Genomic DNA, 14,138 nt, shown 5'->3' with positions numbered 1-14,138 from the left:
GATGTCCCTTTCTCTGCTGGGTGCCGATGATCCGGCACCGTTCCTCCTATTCCCTGAGACCCAACCGTCACCGTTTGTGCTGGTGAGTGACCATGCGGGAAAAGCTGTTCCCAAAGCATTGGAGTTTCTCGGCGTCGGGGAACCGGATTGGCACCGGCACATTGCATGGGACATCGGAATCGTCGGGGTAGGGCGGTTTCTGCGTGACCTGCTGGGCTCTCCCCTGATCGAGCAGGTCTATTCCCGGCTGGTTATCGATTGTAATCGCGCGCCGGGTCACCCGACATCCATGCCGCATGTCAGTGATGGGACCCACGTTCCAGGAAACAGTGAAGCGCCTGTTCATTGCCGGGCACGGCGCGAGCGCGAAATCCTTCATCCCTATCACGATGCAATTGCCGAGGTTCTGGCGGAACGGACGTCGCGCCCGACGGCGTTGATTGCCCTGCACAGTTTTACTCGGGAAATGGCGGGTGTTCGGCGCCCCTGGCACATCGGTATCCTTCATCACAAAGATAGCCGGATGGCTCGTGTGATGATCGATACTCTGCGGGCAGAAGGGGACCTGTGCGTTGGAGACAACGAGCCTTATGTCCTGACCGATACCAACGAATACACAGTCCCCCGGCATGCAGAAGCAAACGGGTTGCCTTATCTGGAAATTGAACTTCGACAGGACCTTATTGCGGATGAGGAGGGGCAACGTGCATGGGCGGAGCGTCTCGCGAGACTTCTGCCTCAGGTCTGGGAGACACTGGCTGCATGATTGACGGACACACAAAACTTGCTGGTGTCATGGGATGGCCCGTGGAGCATTCCCGTTCGCCCATGCTGCACAATCACTGGTGCAGGGTGCACGATGTGAACGGGGCGTATGTGCCGCTCCCCACGCGACCGGAACATTTTGAGGCTGCTCTCAAGGGCCTGGCTGCGGCGGGTTTTCGGGGCGTGAACGTCACGATTCCGCACAAGGAAGCCGCGATGCGGGCCTGCGACAGCATGACGGATACCGCCCGGCGTGCGGGAGCCGTTAACACTGTGCGTTTTGAGAATGGTCAGATTATCGGTGACTGCACTGACGGCACGGGTTTCTGTGACAACCTCACCGCGCATGGCGTCACCTTGTCAGGCCGAGCGCTAATCCTTGGGGCTGGAGGCGCAGCGCGCGCTGTTGCGGCTGCACTGCTGGATCGCGGCTGCGAAGTTGTAGTCGCGAACCGAACCATGGCGCGCGCCGAAGCGATGGTCGAGGCCTTGAAGGGAGGGGAAGCTGTCGAGTGGTATGACTGGCCGTCTCTCCTTCCGGGCTGTTCACTTCTGGTCAATGCAACGTCGCTGGGGATGAACGGCAAAGCCGACATAGACTGGAGCGCAATGCTGCGACAGGCCGGGTCCAGCCTGTGCGTGACAGATATTGTCTATACTCCGCGGGAGACACCGCTTCTGAAGGCGGCAAATGCCGCTGGTCTGCAAACGGTTGATGGTCTCGGGATGCTGATTCATCAGGCTCGGGCAGGGTTTCGATCCTGGTTCGGAGTAGATCCGGAAGCCGATGAGGCAACCTTTAATCTGCTGGCTGCAAGTCTGCGCTAACCCATGAAAATCATTGGTCTGACAGGCGGAATGGCGGCGGGGAAAAGTACAGTCGCCGCTCTGTTTCGTCGGGCCGGTGTGCCGGTTTTTGACGCGGACGCTGTTGTGCGGACCCTCCAGGGGCCAAGAGGAAAGGCGCTCCCCGCGATTGCCCGCGTCTTTCCTGTTGCAGTGCAGGACGGCGTTCTGAATCGTATGGCCCTGCGTCAGGCTGTGGTTGGAAATGTCCCCGCGCTTCAAGCGTTGGAGGCCATCATGCATCCGTTTGTAAAAGCCGAGCGCGGGAGGTTCCTGCGTCACTGTCGTGCGCGAAAAGAACCGTTCTGTGTCCTGGATATTCCGCTCCTGATGGAAATCGGTGAGGACCGGAAATGCGATTTAGTGGTGGTGGTTGAGGCCCCCATGGCAACACGCCTGTCCCGTATTCATCAGCGCGGGAAAACGGGTGCCAGAATGAGCGAGGCACAGGCACGTTCCCTTATCGCACGGCAAATGCCGGACCATGAACGCAGACGCCGGGCACACATCGTGATACGAACCGGCCTTTCCCGCGGATCTGCTGCCCGGCAGGTTCGCGCTCTTTTGCACCGTCTGCGCGAGGCTTCATGAAACGCTCAATCCTGTTCGATACGGAAACCACAGGCTTTGACCCGGATCAGGGCGATCGCATCATCGAAATCGCGGCCATCGAACTGATCGATGATCTGCCGACGACCAATTATTACCACGTTATGGTGCATCCGGAGCGCGACATTCCGGCCGAGGCCACGAAGGTGCATGGTTTTCGGATTGAAGACCTGGAGGGCGCGCCGAAGTTTCCAGAAATCGCAGACGGATTTCTGGAATTTATCGGCGATGCCCCGATGATCGCGCATAACGCGCGCTTCGACTTCAAATTCGTGAACGCCGAACTGCAAAAATGTGGCCGCGCGCCGCTGGATTACGGCAGTCGTGCGATCGATACTGTCGAAATGGCGCGCAAAAAATATCCGGGTATGCCCGCCAGCCTTGATGCGCTGTGTCGCCGCTTCAACATCGACCTGTCCCAGCGCGGAACTCATAACGCTCTGCTGGACTGCAAATTGCTGGCGGAAGTGTATGTCGAACTGATGGGCGGCCGTCAGCGCGGGCTTGGACTGGCTGGACCTTCACGGAGCCGCAGTATTGCAGAAGCGGGTGATATGCTCGCGAACCGGACCCCACGGAAAATGCCGCTTCCGAATGCAGAAGAGCTGGCGGCTCATACAGCTTTTGTGGATGGTCTGAAGGATCCGGTGTGGCGCCGCGACTGATGAAGATCCTGTTCATCACGTCCAACAGGCTTGGCGATGCCGTTATTTCCACCGGTGTGCTGGATGCTCTGCAAAAACGCTATCCGGCAGCTGTATTTACTGTTGTCTGTGGGCCGGTCGCGGCAGGGTTGTTCGAGCCAGATCCTCGCTGTGAGCGGGTTATTATTCTTGAAAAACGCCGCCACGATCGACATTGGCTGGACCTCTGGTCTGCATGCGTCCGAACGCGCTGGTTTATGATTGTGGATCTGCGAGGCTCCCTTCTCAGTCTCGCGCTGCGAACGCGTCGAAGGTTGATCGTCCAAGGGGGACGTCGGGACGGACGCAAAATCGAGCAGCTTCGTGACGCGCTTGGTCGACACAAAACCCCGATGCCGCGGGTCTGGACCTCCAGCCAGCATGACAAAACTGCAGAAGACCTGCTGGCCGGTGGCCCTTGGCTGGCTTTGGGGCCAACGGCGAACTGGGATGGCAAAATCTGGCCTCCAGAGCGATTTGTCGCGCTTGCTGAAAGCCTGTGCCGTCAGGGGATGCGACCTGTTCTGTTTTATGGGCCCGGAGATGCCGAAAAGGAACGGGCCAGGCCTGTTCTGGAAGCGCTCCCGGAGGCGCTGGACCTGGGCGGAGACAGGTCTCTCGGAGAGGTGGCAGCGCTCCTTGCTCGTTGTGCGCTCTTTGTAGGCAATGACTCAGGCCTCATGCATCTGGCCGCCGCTGCCGGAACGCCTACGCTTGGTCTGTTTGGGCCCTCCCGTATGTCCGAATATGCTCCGTCGGGCACTGAAGCGTTCGCGATCGCGGCTCCCGGGCCGGAAGGGAAAGCCTCGTTGGAGGATCTGACGGTCGAAGCCGTTCTGGATGTCGCCAAAGCCATTCTGGCAGGAAATGCCAACACCTTCAGGACGTGACCTTGAAGCGCTGCTCCGCATGGCCGATAGAGAAAGTATGAGCGTTTCTTTCCAGCCTTCGCCTATGGTGTCGCCGTCTTTTTCCGGGCGCAAAGCCAGAGTGGCCCATGTCATGGCGGGGTCGGCACGCGGCGGGGCGGAACTATTTTTTGAGCGCCTTTCCATGGCTCAAACCCAGGATGAGCGTTCCGTTCGCGCCCTGATTCGCCATGATGCAGCGCGGGAAGATCGTCTTCGTGCCGCTCGCGTCGACATACATACGTTCAAATTTGGTGGCGCTCTGGATGTCAGAACGCGGTCGCACTTGCTCCGGAACCTGCATGAGTTTCAGCCTGATGTCGTTGTGGCCTGGATGAGCCGTGCGGCGCGCAAACTGCCGACTGGTCCCTGGCGGACAGCGGGGCGTCTGGGCGGATATTACGATCTGTCCAATTATCGGCGCTGCGAGCATCTGATTGGGAATACGCGTGGTTTGGCAGATTGGATGAAAGCCGAGGGATGGCCCGCGGATCGCGTTCATTACCTACCAAATTTTGCGACGGATTTTGCGGCTGTGACGCCGGTACGACCGGATTTCCTGCCTCCCGATGTTCCGTTTGTGCTGGCTCTAGGACGCCTGCATGAAAACAAGGCGTTTGATGTTCTGATCCGTGCCATGACCCGTCTGCCAGGCGTGCACCTCGTCATTGCTGGGGAAGGTCCGGAGCGTGCGACGCTGGAAGCACTGATCCGAAGCGAAAATCTTTCAGACCGTGTTCATCTTCCGGGGTGGGTCGCGGAGAGTGGGCCATGGCTGCGGGCCTGTGATGTTATGGTTTGCCCATCGCGGATCGAGCCGCTTGGAAATGTCGTGATTGAAGGTCTTTCAGCAGCGGTGCCTGTTGTCGGAAGTGCTATTCAGGGTCCTCAGGAAATTCTTTCCGGGACCGACGATGGCCTTCTTGCTCCCGTTGAGGATGCTGAAGCCTTCTCTGCCCAGATCGGGAACATTCTGGAAGATAAAGCTCTCGCCCAGCGTTTGCGACACAATGGTCGTACCCGGTTCGAGCGCGAGTTTGCACAGGATGTTGTGATGGTCCGCTGGTCCGAATTTCTGGACGGAGGGCTGACCTGATGTGTGGAATCGCCGGTCTGTCCTGTCTGCCCGGAAAGGCACCCGATCAAGCCGCGCTGGAACGAATGTCTGCTGCGATTTTTCATCGTGGGCCGGATGGGGAAGGGCGCTTGGATCTTACGGGCGCCGCGCTGAGGCATCGCCGTCTGTCCATCGTGGATATTGCTGGTGGAACCCAGCCATTCCGGGTTGGGAATGCGGCGTTGATTGCCAATGGAGAGATCTACAACGATCCGGACATTCGCAGTACGTTTCCTGCTGATCGTTTCCAGACCAAGAGCGATTGTGAACCGCCTTTGCACCTCTGGCTGAGAGATGGAACTGGCTACACGCACGAACTGCGCGGCATGTATGCCATCGCCGCGGTTGAGAACGAGCAGGGCCAGCACGAAATGCTGCTGTCTCGTGATCCGTTCGGCATCAAGCCACTTTATATTGCCGAATACGAAGGTGGGATCGCTTTCGCCTCAGAGGCGCAGGCTTTGCTGGCCGGAGGCTTTGGTGTCCGGCGTGTCAGAAGCAAGGCACGGAATGAGCTGCTCCAGCTTCAGTTCACAACTGGGCAAAAAACAGTTTTCCCGGGAATACGGCGCCTGTTGCCCGGTGAAACCTTGCGAATTGTGGATGGGCGGATCGTTGAATCGCGTCGCCGCCACGCTTTGCAGGAAGCCACGGAAACCATCCCCGCTGACCTGACGGACGAGCAGGCTCTGCGCAGGCTCGATGCCGCCTTAACTGACAGTGTTCATGCGCACCTTCGGGCCGATGTTCCTCTGGGACTGTTTCTATCGGGCGGAATTGATAGTTCTGCCATTCTCGCTGCCGCTCATAAACTCGGGCTACCGCGCCCCATGACCTGGACGGCGCGCTTTGACACTGGAAAAGCGGACGAATCTGCCGATGCAGCAGCATTGGCGGCTTCGGTTGGTGCAGATCATCATGTTCTGACCGTCACAGAAGCAATGGTCTGGTCTCATCTGCCTGCTATTGTGGCCTGCATGGATGATCCTGCGGCAGACTACGCGATTATCCCAACGTGGTTTCTGGCGCAGGAAGCGCGCAAGGACGTCACTGTGATCCTGAGCGGCGAAGGGGGAGATGAGCTCTTTGCCGGATATGGGCGCTATCGTCGGGCCATGAAGCCGTGGTGGCGCGGCGGAAGAGGGCCCTGGCGTTCGGGTACATTTGGTCGGTGTGTGCCGGGGCAAGCGCGTCAGTGGCGCGCGGGGCTCGCGGCCATGGAACTGTCCCAGCGTTTGACGGGACTTCCCGCAGTGCAGGCTCTCGACGTTGCGGAATGGCTCCCCAATGACTTGTTGCTCAAGTTGGATCGCTGCCTGATGGCGCATTCTGCTGAGGGGCGCACACCGCTGCTGGATCCTGTTGTGGCCAAGGCCGTCTGGTCTCTGCCGGATCATTTCAAGGTGCGGGATGGATACGGCAAGTGGCTCCTGCGCCGGTGGCTTCAGGATGCGCTTCCACAGGCAAAGCCGTTTGCTCCAAAGCAGGGTTTTACCGTGCCTGTTGGCCCCTGGATCGAAAAGCAATCTCAACGACTGGGTCCGATGGTCGCACAGCAGTCCTGCATCCAAGACATTATGGCCTCCCAAAAGGTCGAACGTATTTTCTCAACAGCGACACAGCGCGGTCACGCCCGGCAGGCCTGGACGCTGTTGTTCTACGCTTTGTGGTTCCGACACCATGTTGAAGGCATTCCGGCTGACGGAGATGTTTTCGAGACACTTTCCCGCACTTGCTAAGCGCGGTTTCCATCAGACTAACAAGGACAGACTATGCATTACGATCTGATTATCCGGGGTGGCCGCTGTGTATTCCCATGGGGAGAAGCGGAGGCCGATCTGGGTGTCCGAAACGGCCGCATCGCTTCTTTGTCCGTTTCACATGACGATGAGGCTGACAGGGTCATTGATGCGACGGGGCTGCATGTTCTGCCTGGCCTGATCGATAGTCATGTTCACCTGCGTGACCCCGGAAATGCCGCGGTGGAAACCCTTGAAACCGGAACGCGCGGGGCGGCTCTGGGCGGTGTCACAACGGTTTTTGACATGCCGAACACCTCACCCAGCGTGACGGACAAGGCGATGCTGGACTGGAAGCGCGAGCATATCAGCACGGTCGCTCATGTTGATGTCGGCATGTACATTGGGGCGACCCGTGATAACACGCCCGACCTTGCCATGCTGGAGCAGCAGCCAGGGGTTTGTGCCATCAAGGTTTTCGCTGGGTCTTCCACCGGCAACCTGATGATCGAGGACGACGAAGGTATCGAAGCCGTCATGCGTTCCGGCCACCGTCGTGTCTGTTTTCATTCCGAAGATGAATACCGTCTTCAGGCACGTAAGCCGATGTTTCATGAAGGCCAGCCTTACGCCACACATAGTGTCTGGCGGGATGTGGAATGTGCGTTTCTGGGAACGCGCCGCATCATGGCGATTGCCCGCAAGACGGGTCGTCCTGCTCATATCCTCCACACATCTACAGCGGAAGAGCTCGCCTATATGGCTGATTTCCGGGATGTTGCAACGGTTGAAGTCTTGGTCAATCACCTCACGCAGGTTGGCCCGGAATGCTACGAAAAGCTGGGTGGCCTTGCCGTGATGAACCCGCCTTTGCGGGATCGCTATCACTACGATGCGAGCTGGAAGGCCATCCAGGATGGTCGTGTCGATGTTGTGTCTTCGGATCATGCGCCGCATCCATTGGACGCAAAGAAACGCCCATGGCCGAATTGCCCGGCTGGTCTGACAGGTGTGCAGACCATTGTTCCGGTTATGCTTGATCATGTGAATGCAGGCCGTCTGTCTCTGGCACGTCTGGTCGATCTGATGTCCGCCGGGCCAGCCCGCGTCTATGGGCTTCAGACCAAGGGTCGCATGGCTGTCGGTTTCGACGCCGATTTCACGCTTGTGGACATGAAGGCTCAGCGGGAGATCACCAACGACTGGATCGTCTCTCCTGCAGGATGGACACCATTTGACGGTACCCATGTAACGGGTTGGCCGATGGCAACCATCGTGCGTGGAACGGTGGTCATGCAGGATGATGAGGTGATTGGTGAAGCGACGGGACGGTTTGCCAAATTTGCGCCTTGATCGAGGCGTAGGGCGCGCGACGCTTCGACCATGAAAGAGAGTTTTATGATTCGCCCCGTTGCCGCGTTCTGCGGTCTGTCCCTTCTGTCTGCGCTTGCATTTGGAACAGCAGGAGCCGCCGAATCCGGCTGGAGTGCACCAAAATGTGGTGCCGAGCCGGAATCTCCAGTCGTGAAGGCCGGGACCGTTGCCCAGTACAACGAGAGCGTGGACCGTGTGACAGCCTACGAAAAAGAAGCGCGAGCTTACAATGCATGCGTTTCCGGGCAGGCGAACCGTGAAGAGACTGCCATCAGCCAGGAAGCCAGCGCGAAAATTTCACGAATTCATTCTGCCAGTGCTGCCGTCCAGACACACATCGCAGGATCCTTTCAGAAGCTTTCCTCTGAGTTGACTGCTGCGGGACGTAAGCTCGGCCATCACTGACGGGTTTTCACTGGCCCATCCGCACCTGATTCTGTTGTGGCGTGAGAGAAGTCGGGCCTTCATAGGTCTGGCGCGCGACATTCGGCATCAGGTCCGGCCTTGCCCAGCATTCCGTGCCCTCAAAACTGGTGGTGCAGTATGGCTGGGGCGGGGGTGGCCCAACCGGACGGGAGCAAAAGCTTTCGTCATCATAAAGATAGGCTGTATTGCAGTCTTTTCCGGTGATGGCAGAGGCAATCCGGTCCGGCGCGCACCCGGCGAGCGCGCAAAAGACTAGAACTGACAATAGAAGCAAAGCTGGGTTTTTCATGTCCGGCAGCATTATCCGGCAGGGGTTAAGGAACCCCTAAATTGGTGGCCGGTTTCTTTTGGTAACAGCTTCTCAAGCGAAGCGTTTGCCGCAAACGTGCGGCGCCTGTATGGTTCCGCAAGAACTTTACAAGACCGATCCAGCAGGGGACCAGGTGGCGGACGATTTCATCACAGAGGTGAACGAAGAAATTCGGCTTCAGCGCCTACGGGCAGCTGCGCGCCGATGGGGTGCTGTTGTGGCAGGTGTCGTCGTCGTGGGAGCGATTGGCGGCGGTGTCTGGGAGTGGCAGAATCACGCCCGGAAGCAGGCCCAGCAGGCTGCATCAGCCCAGTATTTCAATACATTGGAGACGCTGGCTGATCCCAAGCACGACAAGGCTGTCACACAGAAAGCCGAAGCCGCTTTTCAGGATTTGGCAGATCATGGGCCTGTTGGCGTGCGGTCTTATGCCGCCCTGCGTCTGGCAGATCTGAAGATGCAGGATCACGATCTGGCCTCTGCTTTGAAGGCCTGGAACAGTGTCTCTTCCGATTCTGTCGCCGAGCCTGCCCTGAAGGATATGGCGCGTTACATGGTTCTGAATGCTCAGACCAATACGGCAGACCCGAAGACGTTACGTCCCGGCTATGAAGCGCTTGCACAGAATGGTGGCGCCTGGTCAGCTCTGGCCCAGGAAGGTCTCGTCGCTTTGGATCTCCGTCCAAACGCAACGGCTGACCAGCAGAAAGAGGCTCGCCGCCTTCTGACGCAGATTGTTGGAAGTGTATCTGCACCTGAAGGGGCTCGTGCACGGGCACAGGCCCTTCTCGAAACCTTTGGAGACGCTGGTTAATGCGCCGTCCTGACCGTTTTTCTGCGTCCATGAACCGCCGTTCGATGCTCCGTGTTGCCTGTTCTGGCGCCGCTCTGACCGCGATGGGCGGATGCAGTCTGTTCAACGATGATGAGAAGCCCATGTTGGCTGGCCATCGCGTTGACGTGCTTTCCACTGGTGCGGGTCTGACCGTTGATCCCGACGATCATACGCCCATCACACTGTCTGCACCGCAGTCCGTGACGGAATGGCTTCAGCCTGACCGCACGCCGGACCATGTTGCGGTCAATGCTGTCTGGAGTGGGTCTAACCTCAAGTGGAGCCGTTCCATCGGCGCCGAGGTGAACCCGACGAGCTTCCTGTCCATGGTGGCGATCATGCCGAACAGCCGCGGGGCCATTCAGTCCCCTCCGGTGATCGGAAATGGTCGGATTTTCACCACGGATGCACAGGGCGTGGTGAAGGCGTGGACGTGGCCAGGCATGAAGCAGCTCTGGTCTCATCAGCCTGCTCCCCGAAAGTCCCGTTCTACCAATATTGGTGGCGGCGTCGCACTTGATGGAGAGACCCTCTACATTGTGGATGGCGTTGCGCAGGCATTGGCCGTCGATGCTGCCAGTGGCAAGATCAAGTGGACTGTCGATCTCGGCACACCCGGTCGATCTGCTCCCACGATTGCTGATGGTCTTGTTGTTTTCGGGACAATTGACGAGCGTCTTTACGCACTTGAGGCTGCCACGGGCCGACAGGTCTGGACATACCAGGCAACGGGTGCGGACACCGTCATCTTCGGGCAGGCTGCTCCGGCTATCGTAGATGGTGTGGTTCTGGCAGGCTTCGGCAGTGGTGACCTCGTAGCCCTGCGTGCGGCTTCCGGTGAAATGGTGTGGAGCGATAGCCTTGGCGGTGCCAACGGTATGGGCGCCATGCTGGATTTCTCCTGCATCCGCGGGGCTCCGGTCATCAAGGATGGCACGGCATATGCCATTTCCATGTCCAACGTTCTTGTTGCCGTGGATATGCGCTCCGGACGTCGTTTATGGGAGCGTGAAGTCAGTGGCCAGACGCCTCTGACAATCTGTGGGGACTGGCTGTTTGTGCTGTCTACCGATCAGCAGCTCGCCTGTCTGGACCGTTTGTCCGGGCATGTGCGCTGGATTGCCCAGCTTCGCCGTTTCCGCCGCCAGGAAGTGCAGAAGGATGCCATCCAGTGGGTTGGTCCTCTGCTCGTAAACGGCAAGCTGGTCTGTTTCTCTACCCTGCCGCAGGAAGGCATGGTGATTGTTGATGCCGTAACTGGCAAAATTGAATCGACCCGTAAAACCACGGCTCCATGCCAGGTTCAGCCGATCGTCTGTGACGGTCTGGTTCTGACGCTGTCCCAGGATGCTGTTCTGCGGGCCTATGGCTGAACGAATGACCTCTGAGAATCTGCCCGTAGTTGTTATTGCCGGGCGCCCGAATGTCGGGAAATCCACTCTTTTCAACCGGCTTGTCGGGCGTCGTCAGGCGCTCGTCTCCGATCAGCCCGGTGTGACGCGTGACCGCAAGGAGGGCGAAGCCCTCATGCGCGGTCGCCGCATCCGTGTGATTGATACGGCGGGCCTCGAAGAAGCTGCGCCGGACACACTGTTCGGCCGTATGCGTGCATCATCTGAATCTGCCGTGTCCATGGCAGATCTGGTGCTTTTCTGTATCGACGCGCGTGCTGGCATTACGCCGACCGACGCTCATTTTGCCAATTGGCTGCGTCGCCAGAACCGTCCGGTTCTGCTGATTGCCAATAAGGCAGAAGGTCAGGCTGGGACCAATTCCGCACTTGAAGCCTACTCGCTGGGTTTGGGCACGCCTCTGGCGCTGTCTGCCGAGCATGGTGAGGGCATTAGTGACCTCATGGGAGAGATCGTCGATCGTCTTCCCGGTGCGCCGAAGCAGGAGCGCCGTCGTCGCCGTGACGAGGAGCCGGAAGAGGGTGAAGAGCCTGAAGAACGTCCGGCTGGCCCACTTCATCTGGCGATTGTTGGGCGCCCGAATGCAGGCAAATCCACGCTTCTGAATTGCCTTCTCGGTGAAGAGCGGATGATCACCGGCCCCGAAGCCGGTCTGACCCGCGATTCGATTTCCGTCGATCTGCATGACGAACACGGTCCGATCAAGCTTGTCGATACGGCAGGGATGCGTAAGCGTGCCCGCGTTGAGCAGCACCTCGAGCGCATGTCTGTTTCCGCCTCTATCGAAGCGCTGAAAATGGCAGAAGTCGTCGTGCTGACGATCGATGCCACACTGGGTGTGCACGAGCAGGATCTTCAAATTGCCCGTCTGATTGAGAAGGAAGGCCGCGCCTGTGTGCTGGCTCTCAATAAGTGGGACGCTGTTGAAGACCGCGTTGCTACACGTCAGGCCATTTCAGACCGGATCGAGACGTCTCTTGCTCAGGTTCGTGGCATCCCGGTCGTCACGTTCTCGGCGTTGACCGGGGCAGGCGTTAATCGCCTTCTTCCGGCGGTGCGTAAGGCCTATGAAGTCTGGAATTCGCGCGTCACGACGGGTGAGCTGAACCGTTGGTTCGAAGCAATGTTGGACCGTCATCAGCCGCCTCTGGTTGATGGACGCCGCCTCAAGCTGCGTTATATGACGCAGGTGAAGGCTCGTCCGCCGACATTCATTCTTTTCGGTACCCGAGCAGAAATGCTGCCTGATGCGTACAAGCGCTATCTGGTAAACGGGCTGCGCGAGACATTTCATATGCCTGGCGTGCCCATTCGCATCCAGCTTCGCGGGACGACAAATCCTTACGCGGACAAGTAAGAGCCGTTTTTTTTGTTCCGTTATGCAATGAACGCATAGCGGAACAAAATCTTCTCACAGGACTGCAAAACTCCCCATTTTCGTATACCTAATCCTTCGTCAGCCTATGGCGGTGCATAGTGTTCGGCCCTAGAAAGGCCGCCAAGCCCTACGTCAGGCCTGAGTTAGAGATGAGGATTACAGATTATGGTCGGGATTGCTGCGGTTCGCAGTGAAGGCTCCTCTGGAGAGCCTCAACGCAGCACGGCGCGCGCCACGGCATTGGGTATCATGGCCGCTCTCGCTGGTCTGATGTTCGGTCTCGATACCGGCGTTGTTGCTGGCGCCTTGCCCTTTATCGCTACAGATTTCCATGCGAGTGATGCCCTGCAGGGTTGGATCGTATCCTCGATGATGGCGGGGGCGGCGTTCGGCTCTCTTGTCGCCGGTCGGATCTCCAGCCGTTATGGCCGGACAGGAGCCATGCTTGTGGCTGCGGTTCTGTTTCTTGTGGGAACATTACTGTGCGCGCTGGCGCCTTCGGCTCTGGTGCTGATTATCGGGCGCGTTTTTCTGGGGCTTGCTGTGGGCTTGGCTGCGTTCGCCGCTCCTCTCTACATCTCTGAAATCACGGTGGAATCTGCCCGTGGGTCCATGATTTCATTCTATCAGCTTATGGTCACGCTCGGGATTTTCCTGGCCTTTGTGTCTGACAGTCTGCTGGCAACAGGTCAGCATTGGCGCTGGATGCTGGGGATCATGGCCGTTCCTGCCACACTGTTCCTAGGCATTGTTCTGATTCTGCCGCACAGCCCGCGTTGGCTGATGATGCAGGGACGCAAGGACCATGCGCGTCGTGTGCTCAATAGTCTTCGATCTGACGAAGAAGTGGCAGAAGCTGAACTCGCCGATATTCAGGCGCGTCTTCACAAAAGCAGCGACGCTGGCTTTGGCCTTTTCCGGAGCAATCCCAACTTTCGGCGCTCTGTCTATCTCGGAATGCTTCTGCAGGTCATGCAGCAGCTCACGGGTATCAATGCACTGCTGTATTACGCGCCACGGGTCTTTCAGGCCGCTCATTTCGGGGTTAACGCGTCCATCTGGGCCACGACACTCGTTGGTCTGACGAACATGATCCTGACGGGTGTTGCCATTGCCTGCGTGGACAAGTGGGGGCGTCGTCCGCTGCTCATTCTAAGCTGTGCAATTGCAGGGTTTGCGCTCCTTGGCGTGGGCGCATTGCTGGCGGTCGGGGCCTCAAGCATTGAGGCACAGATTGCACTGTGTGGATTTGTTCTGTTGTTCGTCGCTGGATTCGCAATCGGAGAGGGGCCGCTGGTCTGGACGCTGTGTTCCGAAGTTCAGCCAACGCGCGGACGTGATTTTGGAATTGGCTGCTCAACGGTTACGAACTGGGCTGCAAACTGGGCCATTTCCAAGACCTTCCCCATGATCATGGTGGCTATGGGGGCAGCATCAACATTCATTATGTTTGCAGCGTTCAATGGACTTTTTGTTCTCGTCACGCTCATGATGGTTCCGGAAACAAAAGGTGTTTCTTTGGAGACGATTGAGGCCAATCTGTTTTCGGGCAAGAAACTTAGAAATCTGGGACGTTAAATCGTGATGAAAGCCAAGGCGGCGGATGAGAGTGATCTCGGCGTCGACCCTCAACGGCACGCTGGGCTCCAAGGGGGCCCCCGGGGCCACACGCTTTGAGGCCGGGGTGGGGGGGGGGGGGTGGGCGGGGGGGGGTTAGCCCGATGCCACCGGGGGGG

At 58.4% G+C, this 14,138-nt stretch carries 14 protein-coding genes; 13 read left to right on the top strand and 1 reads right to left on the bottom strand.

Annotated elements, in window-relative coordinates:
- Position 1 precedes the first annotated feature (1 nt).
- From ABF979_RS00400 to ABF979_RS00360, 9 genes are read left to right on the top strand one after another with little or no spacing between them, the layout of a single operon-like run.
- On the top strand, positions 2-766 hold the full coding sequence (locus ABF979_RS00400) for an N-formylglutamate amidohydrolase (protein WP_415557296.1): 765 nt from the start codon (positions 2-4) through the stop codon (positions 764-766).
- Positions 763-1,593 (top strand): shikimate dehydrogenase, encoded by an 831-nt coding sequence (locus tag ABF979_RS00395; RefSeq protein ID WP_415557534.1) that lies wholly within the window; start codon positions 763-765, stop codon positions 1,591-1,593. Before ABF979_RS00400 ends, ABF979_RS00395 begins: the two co-directional genes overlap by 4 nt.
- A gap of 3 nt (positions 1,594-1,596) precedes the next feature.
- Entirely contained in the window at positions 1,597-2,202 is a 606-nt protein-coding gene (gene coaE / locus ABF979_RS00390; RefSeq protein ID WP_415557295.1) for a dephospho-CoA kinase, read from the top strand.
- The gene (gene dnaQ / locus ABF979_RS00385; protein ID WP_415557294.1) at positions 2,199-2,885 is read left to right on the top strand and encodes a DNA polymerase III subunit epsilon; all 687 of its coding nucleotides are present in this window, start codon (positions 2,199-2,201) and stop codon (positions 2,883-2,885) included. The genes coaE and dnaQ overlap by 4 nt, the downstream gene beginning before the upstream one ends.
- Positions 2,885-3,793: a glycosyltransferase family 9 protein gene (locus ABF979_RS00380; RefSeq protein ID WP_415557533.1), complete on the top strand. Its 909-nt coding sequence runs from the start codon at positions 2,885-2,887 to the stop codon at positions 3,791-3,793. Before dnaQ ends, ABF979_RS00380 begins: the two co-directional genes overlap by 1 nt.
- Before the next feature lie 37 nt (positions 3,794-3,830).
- On the top strand, positions 3,831-4,907 hold the full coding sequence (locus ABF979_RS00375; RefSeq protein WP_415557293.1) for a glycosyltransferase: 1,077 nt from the start codon (positions 3,831-3,833) through the stop codon (positions 4,905-4,907).
- Complete coding sequence (gene asnB, locus ABF979_RS00370; RefSeq protein ID WP_415557292.1) at positions 4,907-6,667, top strand: asparagine synthase (glutamine-hydrolyzing); 1,761 nt, start codon at positions 4,907-4,909, stop codon at positions 6,665-6,667. The genes ABF979_RS00375 and asnB overlap by 1 nt, the downstream gene beginning before the upstream one ends.
- A 33-nt stretch (positions 6,668-6,700) precedes the next feature.
- Positions 6,701-8,020, top strand: coding sequence for a dihydroorotase (locus tag ABF979_RS00365; RefSeq protein ID WP_215748819.1), 1,320 nt, complete (start codon positions 6,701-6,703; stop codon positions 8,018-8,020).
- Positions 8,021-8,065: 45 nt separating this feature from the next.
- On the top strand, positions 8,066-8,446 hold the full coding sequence (locus ABF979_RS00360) for a hypothetical protein (protein ID WP_202206632.1): 381 nt from the start codon (positions 8,066-8,068) through the stop codon (positions 8,444-8,446).
- A 7-nt stretch (positions 8,447-8,453) separates the two neighbouring features.
- On the opposite strand, the gene ABF979_RS00355 is transcribed toward ABF979_RS00360, so the two are convergent.
- Positions 8,454-8,756: a hypothetical protein gene (locus ABF979_RS00355; protein WP_202206633.1), complete on the bottom strand. Its 303-nt coding sequence runs from the start codon at positions 8,754-8,756 to the stop codon at positions 8,454-8,456.
- Between the two features lie 109 nt (positions 8,757-8,865).
- On the opposite strand from ABF979_RS00355, the gene ABF979_RS00350 reads away from it, so the two are divergent.
- From ABF979_RS00350 to ABF979_RS00335, 4 genes are all read left to right on the top strand, one after another.
- Positions 8,866-9,591 (top strand): tetratricopeptide repeat protein, encoded by a 726-nt coding sequence (locus ABF979_RS00350; RefSeq protein ID WP_415557290.1) that lies wholly within the window; start codon positions 8,866-8,868, stop codon positions 9,589-9,591.
- The gene (locus ABF979_RS00345; RefSeq protein ID WP_415557289.1) at positions 9,591-10,985 is read left to right on the top strand and encodes a PQQ-binding-like beta-propeller repeat protein; all 1,395 of its coding nucleotides are present in this window, start codon (positions 9,591-9,593) and stop codon (positions 10,983-10,985) included. Before ABF979_RS00350 ends, ABF979_RS00345 begins: the two co-directional genes overlap by 1 nt.
- Positions 10,986-10,989: 4 nt before the next feature.
- Positions 10,990-12,381, top strand: coding sequence for a ribosome biogenesis GTPase Der (gene der, locus ABF979_RS00340; protein ID WP_215748816.1), 1,392 nt, complete (start codon positions 10,990-10,992; stop codon positions 12,379-12,381).
- 186 nt (positions 12,382-12,567) lie between these two features.
- Positions 12,568-13,980: a sugar porter family MFS transporter gene (locus ABF979_RS00335; protein WP_415557288.1), complete on the top strand. Its 1,413-nt coding sequence runs from the start codon at positions 12,568-12,570 to the stop codon at positions 13,978-13,980.
- The last annotated feature ends 158 nt before the right edge of the window (positions 13,981-14,138 follow it).

Origin of the sequence: Gluconobacter sp., from assembly GCF_047723935.1 — a bacterium.
Lineage (GTDB): Bacteria > Pseudomonadota > Alphaproteobacteria > Acetobacterales > Acetobacteraceae > Gluconobacter.
The sequence above is the reverse complement of the archived record's forward strand: the minus strand, read 5'-3'. Positions and strand labels throughout refer to the sequence as shown.

What these genes read in the sequence shown, in the direction of transcription:
- ABF979_RS00400 (WP_415557296.1), top strand. Translation starts at nt 2, where the DNA reads ATGTCCCTTTCTCTGCTGGGTGCCGATGATCCGGCACCGTTCCTCCTA.
- ABF979_RS00395 (WP_415557534.1), top strand. Translation starts at nt 763, where the DNA reads ATGATTGACGGACACACAAAACTTGCTGGTGTCATGGGATGGCCCGTG.
- coaE (WP_415557295.1), top strand. Translation starts at nt 1,597, where the DNA reads ATGAAAATCATTGGTCTGACAGGCGGAATGGCGGCGGGGAAAAGTACA.
- dnaQ (WP_415557294.1), top strand. Translation starts at nt 2,199, where the DNA reads ATGAAACGCTCAATCCTGTTCGATACGGAAACCACAGGCTTTGACCCG.
- ABF979_RS00380 (WP_415557533.1), top strand. Translation starts at nt 2,885, where the DNA reads ATGAAGATCCTGTTCATCACGTCCAACAGGCTTGGCGATGCCGTTATT.
- ABF979_RS00375 (WP_415557293.1), top strand. Translation starts at nt 3,831, where the DNA reads ATGAGCGTTTCTTTCCAGCCTTCGCCTATGGTGTCGCCGTCTTTTTCC.
- asnB (WP_415557292.1), top strand. Translation starts at nt 4,907, where the DNA reads ATGTGTGGAATCGCCGGTCTGTCCTGTCTGCCCGGAAAGGCACCCGAT.
- ABF979_RS00365 (WP_215748819.1), top strand. Translation starts at nt 6,701, where the DNA reads ATGCATTACGATCTGATTATCCGGGGTGGCCGCTGTGTATTCCCATGG.
- ABF979_RS00360 (WP_202206632.1), top strand. Translation starts at nt 8,066, where the DNA reads ATGATTCGCCCCGTTGCCGCGTTCTGCGGTCTGTCCCTTCTGTCTGCG.
- ABF979_RS00355 (WP_202206633.1), bottom strand. Translation starts at nt 8,756, where the DNA reads ATGAAAAACCCAGCTTTGCTTCTATTGTCAGTTCTAGTCTTTTGCGCG.
- ABF979_RS00350 (WP_415557290.1), top strand. Translation starts at nt 8,866, where the DNA reads ATGGTTCCGCAAGAACTTTACAAGACCGATCCAGCAGGGGACCAGGTG.
- ABF979_RS00345 (WP_415557289.1), top strand. Translation starts at nt 9,591, where the DNA reads ATGCGCCGTCCTGACCGTTTTTCTGCGTCCATGAACCGCCGTTCGATG.
- der (WP_215748816.1), top strand. Translation starts at nt 10,990, where the DNA reads ATGACCTCTGAGAATCTGCCCGTAGTTGTTATTGCCGGGCGCCCGAAT.
- ABF979_RS00335 (WP_415557288.1), top strand. Translation starts at nt 12,568, where the DNA reads ATGGTCGGGATTGCTGCGGTTCGCAGTGAAGGCTCCTCTGGAGAGCCT.